Raw genomic sequence first — 16185 nt, forward strand, 5'->3', positions numbered from 1 at the left:
CGGAATGTTCTCCGACTCTTCCTCGTTACGCCTGGTGAGAGCCACATCAGCTGGGCCCGAGGATTTTCGAGAAAGAGAGTCACCACCATGGCAGATTTCACGAACAAGGTCGCACTCGTCACCGGAGGCGGATCGGGCCTCGGAGAGGCGATTTCCAAGGACCTCGCCTCCAAGGGCGCGAAGGTCGTCATCACCGACATCAACCTCGAGGCAGCCGAGCGTGTCGCCGGTGAGGTCACCGAGGCCGGAGGCACCGCCTCGGCAATCCAGCAGGACACGTCCTCGAAGGAGGACTCGGAGAAGGTCGTCAAGTTCGCCGTCGACACCTACGGCGGACTCAACTTCGCCGTGAACAACGCGGGCATCGGCGGCAAGCAGGTGCCCGCCGGCGAGACCGACCTCGATTCGTGGGACAAGGTCATCGACGTCAACCTCAACGGCGTCCTCTACGGCATGCGCTTCCAGATCCCGGCCATGCTCGAGAACGGCGCAGCGGAGTCGGCGATCGTCAATATGGCTTCGATTCACGGAACCGTCGCCGCGGTCAACAACGGCGCTTACACCGCAGCCAAGCACGGCGTCGTCGGCATCACGAAGAACGCCGCCGCCGAATACGGCGCCGAAGGCCTTCGCATCAACGCAGTCGGCCCCGGCTACATCACGACTCCCCTGCTCGAATCGAGCCTCGATGCCGAGGTCATCGAAGGACTCAAGGCCAAGCACCCCCTCGGCCGCCTGGGCACCGCCGATGAAGTAGCGAAGGTCGTGTCCTTCCTGCTCTCCGATGATGCCTCGTTCGTCACCGGCGCCTACTACCTCATCGACGGCGGCTACACCGCGGTCTGACCGCTCTGTCGATGACGCACGAGCACTGTCGCCACCTCAGTGCTCGTGCCCGGCCCCGTCATGCCCGGTCGGCACCCCGACCTCTGCCTCCTGACCTCGCTCGATGACGACGAATTGACCCATCATGCCCTCGTCTTCGTGCAGCAGCATGTGGCAGTGATACATGTACGGCATCGTCGGGTCGGCGAAGTCCTCGAATCGCATGAGCAGCCGGTAGTCGCGATTCGGTTCGAGGTAGATCGTGTCCTTCCTTCCGCTCATCTCCACCGGCGGCGCCTCCCCATCGACCGAGAGCACCTCGAACTGCACATCGTGGATGTGGAAGCTGTGCGGGATCGGCTGCTTGCTGCGCACCTCCCACACCTCGGTGTCACCGACGTAGGCCACCTCGTCGATGCGGTTCATGTCCATCCGCTCACCGTTGATCTCACGTTCCTCGAGTTCGAACTTCCGAGTCGTGGCTGCCTCAGTCTCAACTAGGGCATCGTCCCCAGCATGCGACGACGGCGACCATGCGGGTTCCGGAGCAGGTGTCAGGGTCTCGGCCGCACGGAATTCGAGAACGTCGAAGGAATCGTGTCCGCCCATCGTCGCCGGCACCGCCACCCCGCCGAGGTCGACCTCGGCCGAGCGCATCCGCACCGTCTCACCTGCGGTGAAGTCGACGACCACCTCGGCGCGCTCACCCGGTGCCAACCTCAGCCGATCGACCTCTGCGGGCTCGTCGAGGAGTCCGCCGTCACCGGCGATGAGGTCCATCGACCGATCGGGGAATTCGAAGGCGTACGTCCTCGCCGTCGATCCGTTGAGCAGGCGCAGCCGCACCTTCTCCGATGTCACCTCCTGCACCCCGCCGATGGTGCCGTTGACCATGACGGTGTCGCCGAGCATCCCCGGTTCGGCCCCGTCGTCGCTGAGCTCGAGCTCGCCGTCGTCGAAGGACTTGTCCTGGACGATGAGCGGGAGATCGTCGACGCCGTACTCGTCCGGCAGATCCGCCTCGGCGCTGGCATCGTCGTCGAGGATGACCATCCCGGCCAGCCCCTTGTACACGTGATCTTCGGTCTTCCCGTGGGGATGCGGGTGGTACCACAGGGTCGACGCCTGCTGGTCGATCGTCCAGTGCGGCTTCCACGTCTGACCAGGCTCGATCATCTGGTGCGGACCGCCGTCCATCGTCGCCGGCAGATGCATCCCGTGCCAGTGCACGCTCGTCGGTTCGTCGAGATCGTTCGCAACGTCGACGGCGACTTTCTCCCCGCGTTCGGCCCGCAGGGTGGGTCCGAGAAATGACCCGTTGAATCCCCATGTCTCTGTCGGCCCGTCCTGACCGGGGAACTCCGTCGACCCTTTCTCAGCGGTGAGGTCGAAGGTGCGAACTCCGCCGTTGACCGTCGATTCCGCCAACGGCGGGATGGCCAGTTCGTTGTCGAACTCGGCCTCCGTCACCGAGGTGGTCGACACTCCGCAGGCAGCCAGCCCGACCGCGACGACCACCGCGACAGCGGCCCCGACAGCGACCGAGGCGTGCGGGCGCCGTCTCATCGCTGCTCCCGCTTCCCGAGCATCGCCTGGATTCCGTAGGCTGCCAGTCCGGTGAGGGCGCCGATCCCTGCGCCCGTTCCGAGGCTCGGGATGAGTGCCATGAACACCGCCGGCCCGCTGCTGATCAGCCCGGTCCCGGCGAGCAGTCCGCCGAATGCGAGGGTGAGGAAGCCGTGCGCCGCGCCGCAGATCGTCAGGGTGAGTACGGGCCGAGCGACGCGGGCGAAGCCGACGGTCCCGATCCACACCGCTCCGGTGAGACCGAGCAGAGTGAGGGCTCGGACGGCACCGTCACCGAGGATGGGCCACAGTCCGGTCAGCGGCCACAGCAGTGCCAGAGAGGACAGACCGACGATGAGCGGCCAGGACAGGGGACGTTTCGAATGTGTTGTCGTATTCATGTCCTCTACTCTTCCGGTCGGCCGGATCTGCCACATCGACGCTGAGGCGTCAGTTCCTCCTGCCCCGAGGCGAGGCTCGAGTCGCCTGGAGGCGATTGCCCGATCGACGCCGAACGACTGCGGCGGACGCGTTTGCTCCGTAGTCTTGGACTATGGGTTCGGCAGATGTGCGTGAGACGGGTGAGGAGCGCGAGCGCCTCGAACCGTGGCTGACCGATGCCTCCTTGGCTGTTGCGGTGACCCTGGTGATCTCGCTGGTCATCGCCGCCGATGCCGAGTCCGCCCCGCTGCCCGGCGTCGCCTGGGCGATCGGTTTCGGTGCCCTGATGCTCCTGCGTCGCCGTCTGCCGCTGACCGTTCTGGCCGTGACCGTGTTCGGGATCTTCGCCTACTACGCTCTGAATCTGCCGCCGATCGGCATGGTCCTGCCCGCGGTCGGTGCCCTCTACTCGACTGCCGAGGTGCGGCGCACCTCATGGGCGGTGCTCGGTGCTGCGGTCTTGATTGCCGTGTCGACGTTCTACCGGTTCGATGACCTCGATCCGCGCGCCCAACTGACCGGGTACGGCTTCGTCACTGAACTTGCCCTGGCAGCCGCCGCGATCGCCCTGGGGTCCGTGGTCCGTTTGATCCGGGAGACCCGTACGCAGTCGGCGCGCATCGCCGCCCTCACCACTGCCGAGGAGTCCCGAGCCGCCGAGGCGCGGATGCACTCCGAACGAGTGCGCATCGCCCGCGACCTCCACGACACGATCGGCCATACCCTGTCCGTGGCTTCCCTGCACACCTCAGTGGCGGCCGAGGCCGTGGACCCGGACGACCGCGCGGCCGCACTCGAACGGGTGCGCGGTGCCACCTCGGAGGCACTGCGGGAACTGCGTCGCACGGTCAAGGTCCTCCGCGAGGAGTCCGCGGGTGCGACCGCCCTGGGACCTGCCTCGGCGCTGGGGTTGGCTTCGATCTCCTCCGTCATCGAGTCGGCCCGAGCCGCCGGCCTCGACGTCACGGTCGACCTCGATGTCGATCCGGCACGGCTGCCGCGGGCCGTCGACGCCGCGGCATTCCGGATCGTCCAGGAATCGGTGACGAACGTGCTCCGCCATTCCGGGGCGAGCGCGGCCCGCGTCTCCGGGCAGGTACACGGCGACGAGCTCATCGTGCGCGTCCGCGATGACGGTCACGGCGGGGCCGCGGACACGGCCGCCGGTGCCGGCATCCGCGGGATGTCGGAACGGGCGGGGCTGCTCGGGGGTCGCCTCGGTGCCGGGGCGAACGGTGAAGGATTTGAAGTGATCGCGCATCTGCCGATCAACGTGGAGGAGAACGAATGACCGAGGCGATCCGCGTCGTCATCGTCGACGATCAGGAGCTGGTCCGGGCCGGTCTGCGGCCATTGGCCGAACGCGACGGAGACATTTCGGTCATCGCCGAGGGGGCGGACGGGACGTCAGGGCTGTCGCATGTGCGGGAGCTGCGCCCCGATGTCGTGCTCATGGACATCCGCATGCCCGTCATGGACGGGATCGAGGCGACGCGGGCCATCGTCGCCGATGGTGCGTTGAACGGGGTCAGGGTGCTCATGCTCACCACCTTCGACGAGGACGAGAACGTGTTCGCCGCCATCCGTGCCGGTGCTGCAGGCTACCTGCTCAAGGACGTCTCTCCCGACGATCTGCGCGCTGCGATCCGCACGGTCGCCGCCGGTGATGCCCTGTTGTCTCCATCTGTCACCGCCGCGGTCATGCGGGTCGTCGCGGAGGGGCATTCACCCGATCCGGACGGGCATGGGCTCGATCAGCTGACTGAACGGGAGGTCGAGGTCCTCAGCGGAATCGGGCGCGGGCTGACCAATGACGAGATCGCTGCCGAACTCTTCCTCAGCCCCGCCACTGCTCGCACCTATGTCAGTCGACTGCTCACTCGTCTCGATGCCCGGGACCGCGCTGCCCTGATCGTGCTCGCCTATGAGACGGGGCTGGTTCGGCCGGGCGGTGCTTCACGCGGGTGATCGTCGGCTGCTCCCATCGAACATCCTCAGATCCCCCAGTGCACACTCTGCTTGCAGGCGTAGCGTGGCAGGCACAGCCCAAATGGTTTGGACCGTGGACGAAAACATCAGGTGATCGACCATGAGCACGACACAGACCTATCAGTATCCGAAGCCCCTGGCGGTGGTTCTCGGCAAGAGGGCGGCGCTGTTCCTCTTCATCGGCGTCCTCGGTTTCCTCCTCGTCAAGATCGTCGGTCCGGTTCTGCAGACCGGCCCCGAATATGTCGTCGAGGCCGCCGTCTCCGGAATTCCGCTGCTCATCGCCGCCGGGTGTGCCGTCAGCGCACTGGCACTGGCGGTCGTGCACAGAGCACGGCACAAGGCAGTGTGAGCACTGCATCGCGTGGGTTCACTCCGGGTGCGCGACGATATTGAATACGTTGCCGTCGGGTGCGCGGACGAAGAACCGCCGTACTCCCCATTCCTCGTGGGTGAGCGGGTGGACGATCTCGATGCCCTGCTCCTGGGCTTCGGCAAAAGCAGCGTCGACGTCTTCGACGAGCACCGAAGCCACGGAATTCGTCTGCCCGGTCTCATCGTCGGTGAGCACCTGCACGCTGGCGCCGGTGCCCGGTGAGGTGAAGCGTGCGACCCAGCCGAGATTGAATTCCTCGCTGCTCAGCCCGAGGAAGCCCGCATAGAACTCCCGCGCGGCGTCGAGGTCGTCGACCGCGATGTCCGGAATGACCCTGTTGACCTTCATGGCATCACCACTGATCGTGGTCGAAGACCTGGCAGAACACGCTGGTCATCTGATCGCTGAAGAGAACGAATTGCACCTCGTCGATCGAGTCCCAGCGTCCGCGGGACCGTCCGTCGACGATGACGGAATGAGCCGCCTCGGCGACGTCCCTGGGCGCCCAGCCGTAGACTCCGCCGCCGATGGCCGGGAACGCGATCGAGGAGGCGCCGAGCTCCTCGGCGAGGTTGAGGCTCGATTCGAAACAGGACTCGAGGATCTCAGGATCAGCCTCGCCCGCGTTCCGATTCGGTCCGACCGTGTGGATGACCCAGCGGACAGGCAACTCCCCCGCTGAGGTGGCCACGGCCTGGCCCGGCGGCAGACCGCGCACATGGGTGGTCCGCCTGACCTCGCGGCAGGCTTCGAGGAGCGCGGGACCGGCCGCGCGGTGGATGGCTCCGTCGACTCCGCCGCCACCGAGCAGCGACGAATTCGCGGCGTTGACGATCGCGTCGACGGCAACCTCGGTGATATCGCCTTCGAGAACCGTGATCTTCATGTCTTGAGTCTAGACATCGGCACTGACATTGCACATCGGCCGGCGCAGCTTTGCAGCTGCGCCGGCCGATGGGGTTGGCATCTCCTGCGATTCAGGCCTTCTGGACGGTGATGGTCCAGCTCGCGTCGGTGACTCGGTCGAAGTGGGTGACGGGGTAGCCGTTCTCGGCGGCCCACTGCGGGATCGCCTCGGTGGCCTGGGTGCAGTCGAAGTTGATGACGAGTTCGTCACCGGCTTCCAGACCGGTCATCGCGTCCTTGGCTTCCACGAGGGGGAAGGGGCAGACCTGGCCGTCGGTTTCGAGTACTTGCTTCATACTGTCCTGCTTTCCGCCGCGGGCGCTGCGGCCTGCGACTTCTTCGGTTTGATGGAGACCTTCGCTGCGATTCCGGAGCCGACGATCATGAAGACCATCGACACCCAGCCCTGGTATTCGAACTGTGCGGTCGAGACCATCGCGTTGCCGACGGTGCAGCCGCCTGCAATGGCGGCGCCGACGCCCATGCCGATACCGCCGATGATCGACTTGATGATCACGCCCTTGTCCGGCACGCGGACCCGGAACTCGCCGGAGGCCTTTGCTGCGATGAAGGAGCCGACAAGGATGCCGATGACGAGCATGACGCCCCAGTCGATGAGCTGCGTGTCACCCGTGGTGAGGTATCCGACGAGGTTCGCCGAAGGGGTGGTGATGCCCAGACCCGAGTTGCGGCCCGTGGCGGCGGAGAGCGGCCAGGCGATCGTGGCGATGATGCCGATGACCACGGCTGTGGCGAAGGGGTTCCAGCGCTTCTCGGTGAGCAGGTGCGCCAGGCCTGTCTTGCGCGGAGGCAGGGTGGCCATCGGAGTCTTGAGTTTGCGGGCATGGTGGACGGTCAGCCAGATCGCCACTGCAGAGATGATGGCGACGAAGACCCAGGGGCTCATGCCGGTGCTCGCCTGCAGGCTGCCGTTGTCCAGGGTGATCCCGCGGATGCCCTCGGTGAAGCCGGCGAGCGGGCCGAGCTTCATCACCGCGGAGAAGAGGGCGTAGAAGATGAGGGCGAACCAGCTGCCGACGAGTCCTTCACCGGCCCGGTAGTAGGTGCCAGTCGCGCAGCCTCCGGCGTAGACCATGGCCCAACCGAAGATCAGTCCGCCGACGATCGAGGCCAGCCATGGGAACGGCGTCGCCTCGAGGGTGATGACTCCGAAGCTGTTGAGCAGGAACAGGCCGATGGAATGCACGGCGATGAGCACGATGAGGGCGGAGAACCAGCGCGTGTTCCCCGTCAGCGTGAGGTCACGGAAGGCGCCGGTCACGCAGAAACGTCCTCGCTGGAAGACGAATCCGAGGACGAGGCCGACGATGAGTCCGGTGATGATCATTGAGCTGCTTTCTGTTCACGGCAGGTTCGCGGACGAACACAACAACCGTCAATTTTGCTCAACAATCAATGATCAGTCAACCACGGCCGGGCACAGCGCCTCCCACTCAGCCCGATGTGACTCAGGTCTCACCCCAAGTATCTTGACGTCAAGATACTTACGGAGTCATTATTTAGGTACGCCTTACCTAATAAGGAGGGGTCACAATGAAGGTCACAATGGACCAGCACCACGCACCGACAGAGGTGCAATCACTCGCTCAGTTCGTCGCCGATGCCTCGCTGGACATGCTCAGCGATACCGCCCTCGAACAGCTCAAGATCCGCGTCCTCGACACCATCGGCGTCGCCATCGGCGCCCTGGACGCTCCCCCGCTGCAGGAGATCAGAACCCTCATCGAGGACCTCGGGGACGGACGCGGAGCTACGCTCATCGGCGGGGGCCAGGCCAGCCCCGATCACGCCGCGTTCTTCAATTCCGCCCTGAGCCGATATCTCGACTTCATGGATGCCTACCTGGCCAAGGGCGAAACCAACCACCCGTCGGACAATATGGGCGCGGTCCTCGCGGCCGCGGAGCTGGCCGACGCCTCGGGCGCGGACTTTCTCACGGCCTTCGCCGTGGCTTATCAGATCCACACCCGGCTCTCGGATGTCGCACCGGTGAGAGACCTCGGCTTCGACCACACGACACAGGGCGCTTTCGCTGCGGCGGCCGCCTCGGCGAAGGCACTGGGCCTGGGCGTCGAACAGATCGCGAATGCTGCCGCCATGGCCGGCACCGCGAATGTAGCCCTCAGGGTGACGCGCACGGGCGACCTCAGTCATTGGAAGGGACTGGCGTATCCGCACGTGTCGAAGGAAGGCGTCTTCAATGCGCTCCTGGCCTCACGCGGAATCACCGGACCGGCCGAGGTCTTCGAAGGCAACAAGGGCTTCAAGGCCCTGGCCGGGGACTTCGACCTCGACTGGTCGGCGGAGGATCTCGAGAAGGTCACGGACACGATCATCAAGAAGCACAATGCGGAGATCCATTCGCAGTCGGCCCTCAACGCCGCACAGGACGTCCGCTCCCAGGAGGGATTCCGCGCCGATGCCATCGCCAGCGTCGAGCTGACGACCTTCGATGTCGCATACTCGATCATCGGCGGCGGCGAAGAAGGCGACAAGCGCTCCATCCGCACGAAGGAGGAGGCCGATCATTCGCTGCCGTGGATGCTCGCGGTCGTCCTCCTCGACGGTGAGCTCAATCCGGCGCAGTACGAGTCTGAACGGATTGTCGCCGACGATGTCCAGGACCTCATGCACAAGGTCACGATCACTCCCTCCACGGAGTTCAGCGATCGGTTCCCCGAGCAGATGTGCGCCGACCTCGTCGTCACCCTCGGCGATGGGACCCAGTTCCGTGCGAACACCGACGACTATGAAGGTTTCACCACGCATCCTCTCGACTGGACGGGAGCCCGGAAGAAGTTCGATGCCCTGACGTCCCCCTTCGCCGAGGCGGACCTGCGTGACGAAATCGCCGACCTTGTCCACGACCTCGAGAACCATCAGATCCGAGAGCTGACCGCGGTCCTCGCGCACGTCCCCCAAGCTCGCAGCTGAGGCTGCGTCACCTGCCGGAGAACCCGGCACCCCGTCGGCGACCGCCGACACCCGAAGAAAGGAAAGACCATGTCGAACGCCATCGATTTCGATGTGTCCATGAACTTCGTTCCCCGCGCCCACCGCTCGGCCAAACCCCGCACCATCGGGATGACCGAGATTCGCGCCCCGTACTACTCCACTTTCGGCACCCGACATCTGCAGGACGTCTTCGATGTCGCCGGTCAGTGGGTCGACGGCATCAAGTGGGCGGGCGGATCGTTCTCGCTCGTCCCGGCTGATCAGGTGAAGGCCTTCAGCGACATCGCTCATGAGAACGGGGCGTACGTGTCCTCGGGCGGATGGATCGAGACGGTCCTGCGCTACGGAGATGACGCGGTCGATCAGTATCTCAAGGAGGCCAAGGAGGTCGGCTTCGACGTCATCGAGATCTCGACCGGATTCATCATGCTCCCGACCTCGGGCCTTGAGCGTCTCGTCGAGAAGGTCGTCAAGGCCGGGCTGAAGGCGAAGCCGGAGCTGGGCATCCAGATCGGCTCCGGCGGAGACTCCGGTGAGGCCGAACTGGCTGCGGAGTCCGCAAAGGACATCGGCGATCTCGTCGACCGCGGCAAGCGGGCGCTCGATGCCGGAGCCTCGATCATCATGATCGAATCCGAGGGCATCACGGAGAACGTCGACGAATGGAACACCGCCGCGGCCGCCTCGATCATCAACGGTCTGGGCCTCGAGAACGTCATGTTCGAAGCCGCCGACGGACCGGTCTTCGAGTGGTACATCAAGAACTACGGCAACGAATGCAACCTGTTCGTCGACCACTCGCAGATCCTCCAGCTCGAGGGCCTGCGCCAGAACATCTGGGGCAACAAGTCCACCTGGGGCAGGGTGATCAACCCTCGCCCGTGAGGCGGTACTGCTGCATATGTGTGCGGGTGTGCCCGAGAACGGACACCCGCACATCTGCCAGTACGAAAGATCGTCAGACCTCGGAATCACGTCAGATTGCGACAGTTTCCGCCGATTCCGCCCAGCAACCCGGCGTTACTAGCGACAGAGGCAGATGTCGAAACCCAACCGCTGGCATGTTTGGCCTGAAAGGCTATCTCCAATTCGGATCCGAGTCCGAGCAATCCGCCAAGCAAGTTGGTGGGCACGTCTGTCGTGTACGATCCATCGCTGTTCGAGGTCGTGTTCGACGTCAGATTGAAGCCGGTGATCGGTGCCAAGACGGACCCAAGACCGCTCGTAGATGCAGTGACAACGATGTTGCTGAGTGAGTAACCCGCCGGAGGCTTCCAAAAGACTCGCACACTAGCACCGATACCAAGAATACCCGGACGGAACTGGCAGTTGCCGGTCAACACCGGTGCCGGGACCTTGCCCGCAGTGAACGTCCCCTGGCTTATCTTCTCATCATTCCAACCGGCGAGGGTGCCGTTGACTGCGGCTGGACCGGCGACGAGGGCGAGCAATGCGACTACTGCCAACAGCAGACGAGCTCGTCTCCAAGATTGTCGCGGCGAGTTCCTGCCCGTCATGACATCCTCGCCTTCCTGGTTCGCGACACGATCGCTGAGCCGGTGACAACGAGCAAGAATGCTGCGAGCAGAATCCACTGCCAACCATCGATTCCGGTCCACGGCAGCTCGCCGGAACTGCCGCCATCGGCCGCGCCCTCGACAGTGCCATCAGAGTCAGTGCCAGAATCGCCCGGCGCGCCAGGATCACCGGGATCTCCTGGACCTGTCGAAACCTTGTCGCCGAGGCCTTCCGCCAGCACGCGCACACCCGCCCTGGCGCCAGCTACCGCGCGGACATCGGCGTCGGCTGCGAGAGTCGCCGTTACCTCGACTCGGCGAGAGTCATCGCTGTCCATTTCCAGCAGGGTGAGACCGTCGTCAGCAGCTGGCTCCAATTCGCTGAGCACCATTCCGCGAATCAACATCTGCGAACCACTTGGACACGGTGCCTCCGCTTCAGTCATCGCGCATTCCCGCACATCGATAGACAGCGAATCCGTCAGCGCCTCCGCTCCTGCCCCCGACCCGATATAGATCGTTATGTCTCCCGGTTCGGAGGCATCTGCCCATACATCGACCGCCCATGTGGCCGAGCTTCCGGGACTGAGGTTGCGCATCTTCTCGGCATCACCGAAGTCGCGCATACGCAGGATGTCATCTGCCGCATCTGATGACGCGGACAGGGAACGATCCGCGTTTACGGACAGAGCATCCTCGGCAAACGACACCCCTGGCACTACCTGCCCAACCACAGCCACGGCCACCACCACCGGCAGCGCGATTGCGTGCCGCGGTGATCGCGCACGGGGGCGGGTCGCCTCGGCGAGGGTGTCGTCGTCATCCTCATCTCGCCGTGGCCAGAATGCCCACACGACGAGGAGGCTGGCCGCGATCGTGATGCCGCCGAGCAGGAACGGATTGCGCCACTGTTGAAGGATCGGAGCGACCCCGGGGATTGAGAACATCACCGTTCGGACCGTCTCGGCGGTGTAGGGGTCAGGGTCTTTCTCGGCGTTCGCATCGCCCTTCATCTCAAACGTCACTGCACCGGTGGAGTCGTCAATGCTCTGGATCTCGGTGACGCGGTGAGTCACCGGTAGGACGTTCTCCCCGCGATCGACGGTGACGATGTCACCGATCTTCATGTCCTTTGCGGGGATCTCACGAACGAGGGAGGCCGATCCGGCCGGGATCGTCGGACTCATCGAGCCGGTTTTGAACATGATGATCGATACGTTGAACACGAAGCTGAGGATGACGAGCACGATGCAGACCACGCCGAGGACGGCGAGGACATTGAGCACGGCTCCGCCCAGCCATGAACCCACGTTCCGCTTGCGTGTCATAGAGCCCGCCATGGTCAATTCTCGGGCGCGGTGGACTCGGCCGTGAACGTCCAGGTGTGGCTCGCCTGCAGACCTTGGGCAGAGCTCGGAGCGTTGCTTGCCAGTGTCACCTCGAAGCAATAGTCCTGGACCGACGCGGAGGCGGCTTTGAGGGTTTGGGTGGTGTCGGCTGTGGGCGTGGAGCTCAGCGGGATTGCAGCAGCAGCGCTGCCGAAGACGAAGGCGCCTGGACCAGGAAAATTGGCCGCGTTACAGGTGACACCCGACGTCGATCGGGCCACGGCTCGGTATGTGAGTGCAGAGGCAAAGGTATTCGGATTGGAGATTCCGCGTGCTGAGACCGTGAGCTTGCCGTCGATCGACGTATTCGACGTGGTGCGCACTGACACTGGCGCGTAGACCTTCTGCCCCGGGTACATGTTGCCCGCATTGAAGGTCATCTCATTCGTGCCGTTCCATTCGCCGCCGACCCGGAGCTCGATGTTGAACCGTCCGGCTTCGAAAGAGCCGGAGGCCTCTTCCGAGTCCGTCCACGCGGCGACCGTGGCCGTTGCGCCCACGCCGAGTACGAGGCCGCCAGCGAGAATCGCCTTGATGCGGCGGCCTCGCAGCTGCTGTCGCTGACGCAGCTGCCGTCGACTGACTGGGCGGGCGTCATCAGGCGCCCGCCGGGACGAGAAGAATCTATGCAGCGTCGGCAGAAGCGACCTCATCGATCAGCTCAGAGTCGTCATTCGGCCGAGGTGGCGGTGAACTGCCACTGAGCGGTTGTGTTCTGCCCCTGCTCCAGCGAGTCACCGGCAGTGACCTGGAAGCACAGCGTGACCGGGTCGCCGGTCGCAGTGTCTGCGCCCGCGGTGAGATTGAATTCCGCAGCGCCCGTAGTCGAGTCCAGCGCCGTCCCCTCGGGCACAATCGAAGTGCCCTCTGCGGTGGCCGCGCAGTCACCCGCCGAGGCGACCTGAACGATCGCGTAGGTCAGCGCCGCAGCGTTGTCCCCGCCTCCTGCCGCCGACTCGAGAGAGACAGTCGCGTCGTAGCTCGTCGGTCCGTCGAGGCGCAGCACGAAAGGCGCCGCCACGGTATCGCCGGGCGACATATTGTCCCCACCGTCGAGGTCGAAAGTCAGCGCCGCGGCACCGTCACTGCTCTCATGGTCAGCGAATGTCGTTCCGTCGGTGCTGCCCTGGACGTTGAATGAACCTGCGCCGAAGACGCCTTCGGCCCATTCGTCGTCGGTCCAGGCCGCCAGCGTCACGGCAGCGCCGACGCCGAGGACGATGCCGCCGGCGAGGATGGCTTTGAATTTGCGCGAACGCGTGGTCTTTGTGGTCACTGGGGACTCCTCATTGTCGGGCGCTCCAGCGCCTTGTCACGATGAAATATTGTGGGGAATGACTTCATGATGACTCATGAATTACTTTCAAGATGCCTTTTTTCTAACACTTCTGTAATCTGTTACGGAAAAGTGACCTTGAGGAAAGCCCCTCACAATTTGCGCATCACTCACCCCACGCCTCCCCGACCAGTTTCCCATTCATTGAGAACGTCGTCGCCTCACGTCCGTGACTGGGCGCACACTGTTGAGAAGAGACAGGCAAGGAGGCCAAGGTGGCACAACTTCAGACAGACGTCGCGATCGTCGGAGCCGGACCCGCGGGGCTCATGCTCGCGCACCTGCTGCACAATGCAGGCATCGAATCCGTCGTCATCGACAACCGCAGCCGCGACGACATCGCCCACACCCACCGCGCCGGCATCCTCGAAGCAGGATCCGTGCGCATGCTCGAGGCCGCAGGCGTCGAATCGCGCGTCCACACGGACGGGCACCGACACGACGGAATCGACATTCGAGTCAACGGCTCTTCGAACCACTTCGACTTCCCCGAACTCGTCGGCGAATCCGTCTGGCTCTACCCCCAGAACGAGATCTTCGTCGACCTCTCGGCCGCCCGCGAACGGACCGGCCGCCCCACCTATTACTCGGTCACGGACACCCGCCTCGGCGATGTCGAAACCGAACGTCCCTGGGTCACCGCCACCACTGAGGACGGCGACGAACTGCGCATCAACGCCCGCTACGTCGTCGGCGCCGACGGCTCTCGCGGACCATGCCGCTCGATGATCCCCGACGGCACCCGGCAGCGCTTCTTCCACGAGTACCCATTCGCCTGGTTCGGCATCCTCTGCGAGGCCCCGCCCAGCCACGAAGTCCTCATCTACTCCCGCTCCGAACGCGGCTTCGCACTCATCTCCCAGCGCTCCGACAATGTCCAGCGCATGTACTTCCAGGCCTCCCCCGACACCGACGTCGCCGACTGGTCCGACGATCGGATCTGGACCGAACTCCAGGCCCGCGTCGACGGCCCCGACGGGTTCGAACTCAAGACCGGGCCGATCTTCGACAAGACCGTGCTCCCCTTCCGCTCGGCGGTGACCGAGCCGATGCAGCACGGCTCGATGTTCCTCGCCGGCGACAGCGCCCACACCGTCCCACCGACCGGTGCGAAAGGCCTCAACCTCGCCTTCGCCGACGTCGCCGTGCTCGCCCCCGCCCTCATCTCGGCACTCAAGGACTCCGACGCCGAGGCGCTGGCCGGCTACTCGCAGACCGCGACCAAACGCGTGTGGAAGGCCCAGAACTTCTCCTACCAGATGACACGAATGCTCCACGCCGACCCGACTCAGGATGCCTTCGAAACGAAGCGCAGCCTCGGCGAACTCCGGTCCATCCTCGAATCCGACCACGGTCGCCGCTACCTGGCCGAGTGCTACACCGGCTGGCCCCACGGCTGAGCCGCTCCCCCACCGACCCCACCACGATGTCAACCGACGAAGAGACGAAGAAAGGTTCGACGATGAGTCAGCACCAGTCCTCGGAGAACGATGTTCAGACTGTGAAAGGCCCCGACGACGCAGCCGAGTCCCAGGCGACGCTGTCCGCCGAAATCGACGGAATCGAAGCGCAGTACAAGCAGGACGTCACCGGCGGCAAGAAGCCCGAGACCCAGCCGCGCCTGGACTACCGGCCCTACCGGTCATCGATCCTGCGTCACCCGACGAAGGATCCCCGCCACACCGACCCCGAGACGATCGAGCTCTTCTCCCCCGCCTTCGGACACCGGGACATCGGCACCCTCGAATCCGACCTGACGATCCAGGCCGACGGCGAACCCATCGGCGAGCGCATCCGCGTCACCGGTCGGGTCATCGACGGGGAAGGCCGCCCCGTGCGCAACCAGCTGGTCGAGATCTGGCAGGCGAACTCGGCCGGACGCTATATCCACAAGCGCGACCAGCACCCGGCCCCGATCGACCCGAACTTCACCGGCGTCGGCCGCACCCTGACCGGCGACGACGGCTCCTACTCGTTCACAACGATCAAACCGGGTCCGTACCCGTGGAAGAACCACCACAACGCCTGGCGACCGGCCCACATCCACTTCTCGCTCTTCGGGTCCGAGTTCACTCAGCGGATGATCACCCAGATGTACTTCCCCGGGGATCCGCTCTTCGCCCTCGACCCGATCTACCAGTCGATCACCGATCAAAAGGCGCGCGACCGCCTCGTGGCGACCTATGACCACAACATCACCGAGCACGAATTCCTCATGGGCTACAACTGGGACATCGTGCTCACCGGCGCCAACCGGACCTGGATGGAAGAAGAGGACGATGACTGACACCCCCACGACCCCTGATCTCACGCCGACCCCGGGCCAGACCGTCGGCCCGTTCTACGGCTACGCGCTGCCCTTCGAGCACGATAATGAGCTCGTCCCGCCAGGCTCGGCTCGCGCCGTGCAGCTGACGGGAACCGTCTTCGACGGGGCCGGTGCCCCGGTCCCCGATGCCATTCTCGAGATCTGGCAGCCCGATGAGCACGGCGCTGTCCCCCGCGAGACGGGATCGCTGCGCCGCAACGGCTTCACCTTCACCGGCTTCGGCCGCGCCGCCGTCGACCCGGAAGGCGAGTTCAGCTTCTCCACGGTCGATCCCGGCCCCACCGAGGCGGGCAAGGCACCCTTCATCAGCGTCGTCATCTTCGCCCGAGGGCTGCTCAACCGGCTGTTCACCCGCATCTATCTGCCTGAGGACACCGCGGCACTGGCCGCCGACCCGCTCCTGTCCTCGCTCGACGAAGACGAGCGCACCCGCCTCATCGCCACTCGAGGGGCTGACGGATCGCTGCACTTCGACATACGGTTGCAGGGTGAGGAGGAAACTCCCTTCCTCCGATTCCCCAGCCACGAGGACTGAA

At 64.7% G+C, this 16185-nt stretch carries 19 protein-coding genes; 9 read left to right on the top strand and 10 right to left on the bottom strand.

Features of this window, described 5'->3' with window-relative positions; all coding sequences use genetic code 11:
* Nucleotides 1–87: 87 nt before the first annotated feature.
* Nucleotides 88–846, top strand: a complete 759-nt coding sequence (locus ACU4IU_RS04845; protein WP_446656002.1) for an SDR family NAD(P)-dependent oxidoreductase — start codon at nt 88–90, stop codon at nt 844–846.
* A 36-nt stretch (nt 847–882) separates the two neighbouring features.
* Here ACU4IU_RS04845 and ACU4IU_RS04850 read toward each other — a convergent pair whose 3' ends face one another.
* Together ACU4IU_RS04850 and ACU4IU_RS04855 are read right to left on the bottom strand one after the other, a co-directional pair.
* Entirely contained in the window at nt 883–2391 is a 1509-nt protein-coding gene (locus tag ACU4IU_RS04850; RefSeq protein ID WP_446656003.1) for a multicopper oxidase family protein, read from the bottom strand.
* Entirely contained in the window at nt 2388–2792 is a 405-nt protein-coding gene (locus tag ACU4IU_RS04855; protein ID WP_259356963.1) for a hypothetical protein, read from the bottom strand. Before ACU4IU_RS04855 ends, ACU4IU_RS04850 begins: the two co-directional genes overlap by 4 nt.
* Before the next feature lie 152 nt (nt 2793–2944).
* Here ACU4IU_RS04855 and ACU4IU_RS04860 point away from each other — a divergent pair, with 152 nt between their 5' ends.
* The 3 genes from ACU4IU_RS04860 (at nt 2945) to ACU4IU_RS04870 (ending at nt 5173) form a co-directional block, all read left to right on the top strand.
* Nucleotides 2945–4123 carry a histidine kinase gene (locus tag ACU4IU_RS04860; protein ID WP_376906377.1) on the top strand — a complete coding sequence of 393 codons (1179 nt, stop codon included), beginning with the start codon at nt 2945–2947 and terminating at the stop codon, nt 4121–4123.
* Nucleotides 4120–4800 (top strand): response regulator, encoded by a 681-nt coding sequence (locus ACU4IU_RS04865; protein WP_446656004.1) that lies wholly within the window; start codon nt 4120–4122, stop codon nt 4798–4800. The genes ACU4IU_RS04860 and ACU4IU_RS04865 overlap by 4 nt, the downstream gene beginning before the upstream one ends.
* Before the next feature lie 121 nt (nt 4801–4921).
* A complete protein-coding gene (locus tag ACU4IU_RS04870) occupies nt 4922–5173 on the top strand; it encodes a hypothetical protein (protein WP_446656005.1) in 252 nt (83 codons plus the stop codon).
* Nucleotides 5174–5191: 18 nt separating this feature from the next.
* On the opposite strand, the gene ACU4IU_RS04875 is transcribed toward ACU4IU_RS04870, so the two are convergent.
* The 4 genes from ACU4IU_RS04875 to ACU4IU_RS04890 all read right to left on the bottom strand — a co-directional run bounded on the left by ACU4IU_RS04875 (nt 5192) and on the right by ACU4IU_RS04890 (nt 7451).
* Nucleotides 5192–5545, bottom strand: a complete 354-nt coding sequence (locus tag ACU4IU_RS04875) for a VOC family protein (RefSeq protein WP_446656006.1) — start codon at nt 5543–5545, stop codon at nt 5192–5194.
* 4 nt (nt 5546–5549) lie between these two features.
* Nucleotides 5550–6083 (bottom strand): O-acetyl-ADP-ribose deacetylase, encoded by a 534-nt coding sequence (locus tag ACU4IU_RS04880; RefSeq protein WP_446656007.1) that lies wholly within the window; start codon nt 6081–6083, stop codon nt 5550–5552.
* Between the two features lie 91 nt (nt 6084–6174).
* Nucleotides 6175–6399, bottom strand: coding sequence for a sulfurtransferase TusA family protein (locus ACU4IU_RS04885; protein WP_039207979.1), 225 nt, complete (start codon nt 6397–6399; stop codon nt 6175–6177).
* Nucleotides 6396–7451, bottom strand: a complete 1056-nt coding sequence (locus ACU4IU_RS04890) for a YeeE/YedE family protein (RefSeq protein WP_446656008.1) — start codon at nt 7449–7451, stop codon at nt 6396–6398. The genes ACU4IU_RS04885 and ACU4IU_RS04890 overlap by 4 nt, the downstream gene beginning before the upstream one ends.
* A 206-nt stretch (nt 7452–7657) precedes the next feature.
* Between ACU4IU_RS04890 and ACU4IU_RS04895 the strand changes: the two genes are divergently transcribed.
* Together ACU4IU_RS04895 and ACU4IU_RS04900 are read left to right on the top strand one after the other, a co-directional pair.
* Complete coding sequence (locus ACU4IU_RS04895) at nt 7658–9058, top strand: MmgE/PrpD family protein (RefSeq protein WP_446656009.1); 1401 nt, start codon at nt 7658–7660, stop codon at nt 9056–9058.
* 69 nt (nt 9059–9127) lie between these two features.
* Nucleotides 9128–9964: a phosphosulfolactate synthase gene (locus tag ACU4IU_RS04900; RefSeq protein WP_139907072.1), complete on the top strand. Its 837-nt coding sequence runs from the start codon at nt 9128–9130 to the stop codon at nt 9962–9964.
* Nucleotides 9965–10050: 86 nt separating this feature from the next.
* Here ACU4IU_RS04900 and ACU4IU_RS04905 read toward each other — a convergent pair whose 3' ends face one another.
* From ACU4IU_RS04905 to ACU4IU_RS04920, 4 genes are read right to left on the bottom strand one after another with little or no spacing between them, the layout of a single operon-like run.
* Nucleotides 10051–10596 carry a hypothetical protein gene (locus ACU4IU_RS04905; protein WP_420095781.1) on the bottom strand — a complete coding sequence of 182 codons (546 nt, stop codon included), beginning with the start codon at nt 10594–10596 and terminating at the stop codon, nt 10051–10053.
* A complete protein-coding gene (locus tag ACU4IU_RS04910) occupies nt 10593–11924 on the bottom strand; it encodes a signal peptidase I (protein WP_446656010.1) in 1332 nt (443 codons plus the stop codon). Before ACU4IU_RS04910 ends, ACU4IU_RS04905 begins: the two co-directional genes overlap by 4 nt.
* A gap of 14 nt (nt 11925–11938) precedes the next feature.
* Nucleotides 11939–12637: a SipW-dependent-type signal peptide-containing protein gene (locus tag ACU4IU_RS04915; RefSeq protein WP_446656011.1), complete on the bottom strand. Its 699-nt coding sequence runs from the start codon at nt 12635–12637 to the stop codon at nt 11939–11941.
* Between the two features lie 17 nt (nt 12638–12654).
* Entirely contained in the window at nt 12655–13260 is a 606-nt protein-coding gene (locus tag ACU4IU_RS04920) for a SipW-dependent-type signal peptide-containing protein (RefSeq protein ID WP_446656012.1), read from the bottom strand.
* A 275-nt stretch (nt 13261–13535) separates the two neighbouring features.
* On the opposite strand from ACU4IU_RS04920, the gene ACU4IU_RS04925 reads away from it, so the two are divergent.
* The 3 genes from ACU4IU_RS04925 (at nt 13536) to pcaG (ending at nt 16184) form a co-directional block, all read left to right on the top strand.
* Complete coding sequence (locus ACU4IU_RS04925) at nt 13536–14720, top strand: 4-hydroxybenzoate 3-monooxygenase (RefSeq protein ID WP_446656013.1); 1185 nt, start codon at nt 13536–13538, stop codon at nt 14718–14720.
* A gap of 62 nt (nt 14721–14782) precedes the next feature.
* Nucleotides 14783–15607 carry a protocatechuate 3,4-dioxygenase subunit beta gene (gene pcaH, locus ACU4IU_RS04930; protein ID WP_446656014.1) on the top strand — a complete coding sequence of 275 codons (825 nt, stop codon included), beginning with the start codon at nt 14783–14785 and terminating at the stop codon, nt 15605–15607.
* On the top strand, nt 15600–16184 hold the full coding sequence (gene pcaG / locus ACU4IU_RS04935; protein ID WP_139907066.1) for a protocatechuate 3,4-dioxygenase subunit alpha: 585 nt from the start codon (nt 15600–15602) through the stop codon (nt 16182–16184). Before pcaH ends, pcaG begins: the two co-directional genes overlap by 8 nt.
* Nucleotide 16185: the final 1 nt, after the last annotated feature.

Source organism: Brevibacterium sp. CSND-B09, assembly GCF_052906525.1.

Bases quoted from the DNA above. Each gene is read 5' to 3' on its own strand.
- ACU4IU_RS04895 (WP_446656009.1), top strand. From the start codon at position 7,658: ATGAAGGTCACAATGGACCAGCACCACGCACCGACAGAGGTGCAATCA.
- ACU4IU_RS04860 (WP_376906377.1), top strand. From the start codon at position 2,945: ATGGGTTCGGCAGATGTGCGTGAGACGGGTGAGGAGCGCGAGCGCCTC.
- ACU4IU_RS04900 (WP_139907072.1), top strand. From the start codon at position 9,128: ATGTCGAACGCCATCGATTTCGATGTGTCCATGAACTTCGTTCCCCGC.
- ACU4IU_RS04850 (WP_446656003.1), bottom strand. From the start codon at position 2,391: ATGAGACGGCGCCCGCACGCCTCGGTCGCTGTCGGGGCCGCTGTCGCG.
- ACU4IU_RS04880 (WP_446656007.1), bottom strand. From the start codon at position 6,083: ATGAAGATCACGGTTCTCGAAGGCGATATCACCGAGGTTGCCGTCGAC.
- pcaH (WP_446656014.1), top strand. From the start codon at position 14,783: ATGAGTCAGCACCAGTCCTCGGAGAACGATGTTCAGACTGTGAAAGGC.
- ACU4IU_RS04905 (WP_420095781.1), bottom strand. From the start codon at position 10,596: ATGACGGGCAGGAACTCGCCGCGACAATCTTGGAGACGAGCTCGTCTG.
- ACU4IU_RS04870 (WP_446656005.1), top strand. From the start codon at position 4,922: ATGAGCACGACACAGACCTATCAGTATCCGAAGCCCCTGGCGGTGGTT.
- ACU4IU_RS04865 (WP_446656004.1), top strand. From the start codon at position 4,120: ATGACCGAGGCGATCCGCGTCGTCATCGTCGACGATCAGGAGCTGGTC.
- ACU4IU_RS04875 (WP_446656006.1), bottom strand. From the start codon at position 5,545: ATGAAGGTCAACAGGGTCATTCCGGACATCGCGGTCGACGACCTCGAC.
- ACU4IU_RS04915 (WP_446656011.1), bottom strand. From the start codon at position 12,637: ATGAGGTCGCTTCTGCCGACGCTGCATAGATTCTTCTCGTCCCGGCGG.
- ACU4IU_RS04890 (WP_446656008.1), bottom strand. From the start codon at position 7,451: ATGATCATCACCGGACTCATCGTCGGCCTCGTCCTCGGATTCGTCTTC.
- pcaG (WP_139907066.1), top strand. From the start codon at position 15,600: ATGACTGACACCCCCACGACCCCTGATCTCACGCCGACCCCGGGCCAG.
- ACU4IU_RS04855 (WP_259356963.1), bottom strand. From the start codon at position 2,792: ATGAATACGACAACACATTCGAAACGTCCCCTGTCCTGGCCGCTCATC.
- ACU4IU_RS04885 (WP_039207979.1), bottom strand. From the start codon at position 6,399: ATGAAGCAAGTACTCGAAACCGACGGCCAGGTCTGCCCCTTCCCCCTC.
- ACU4IU_RS04910 (WP_446656010.1), bottom strand. From the start codon at position 11,924: ATGACACGCAAGCGGAACGTGGGTTCATGGCTGGGCGGAGCCGTGCTC.
- ACU4IU_RS04845 (WP_446656002.1), top strand. From the start codon at position 88: ATGGCAGATTTCACGAACAAGGTCGCACTCGTCACCGGAGGCGGATCG.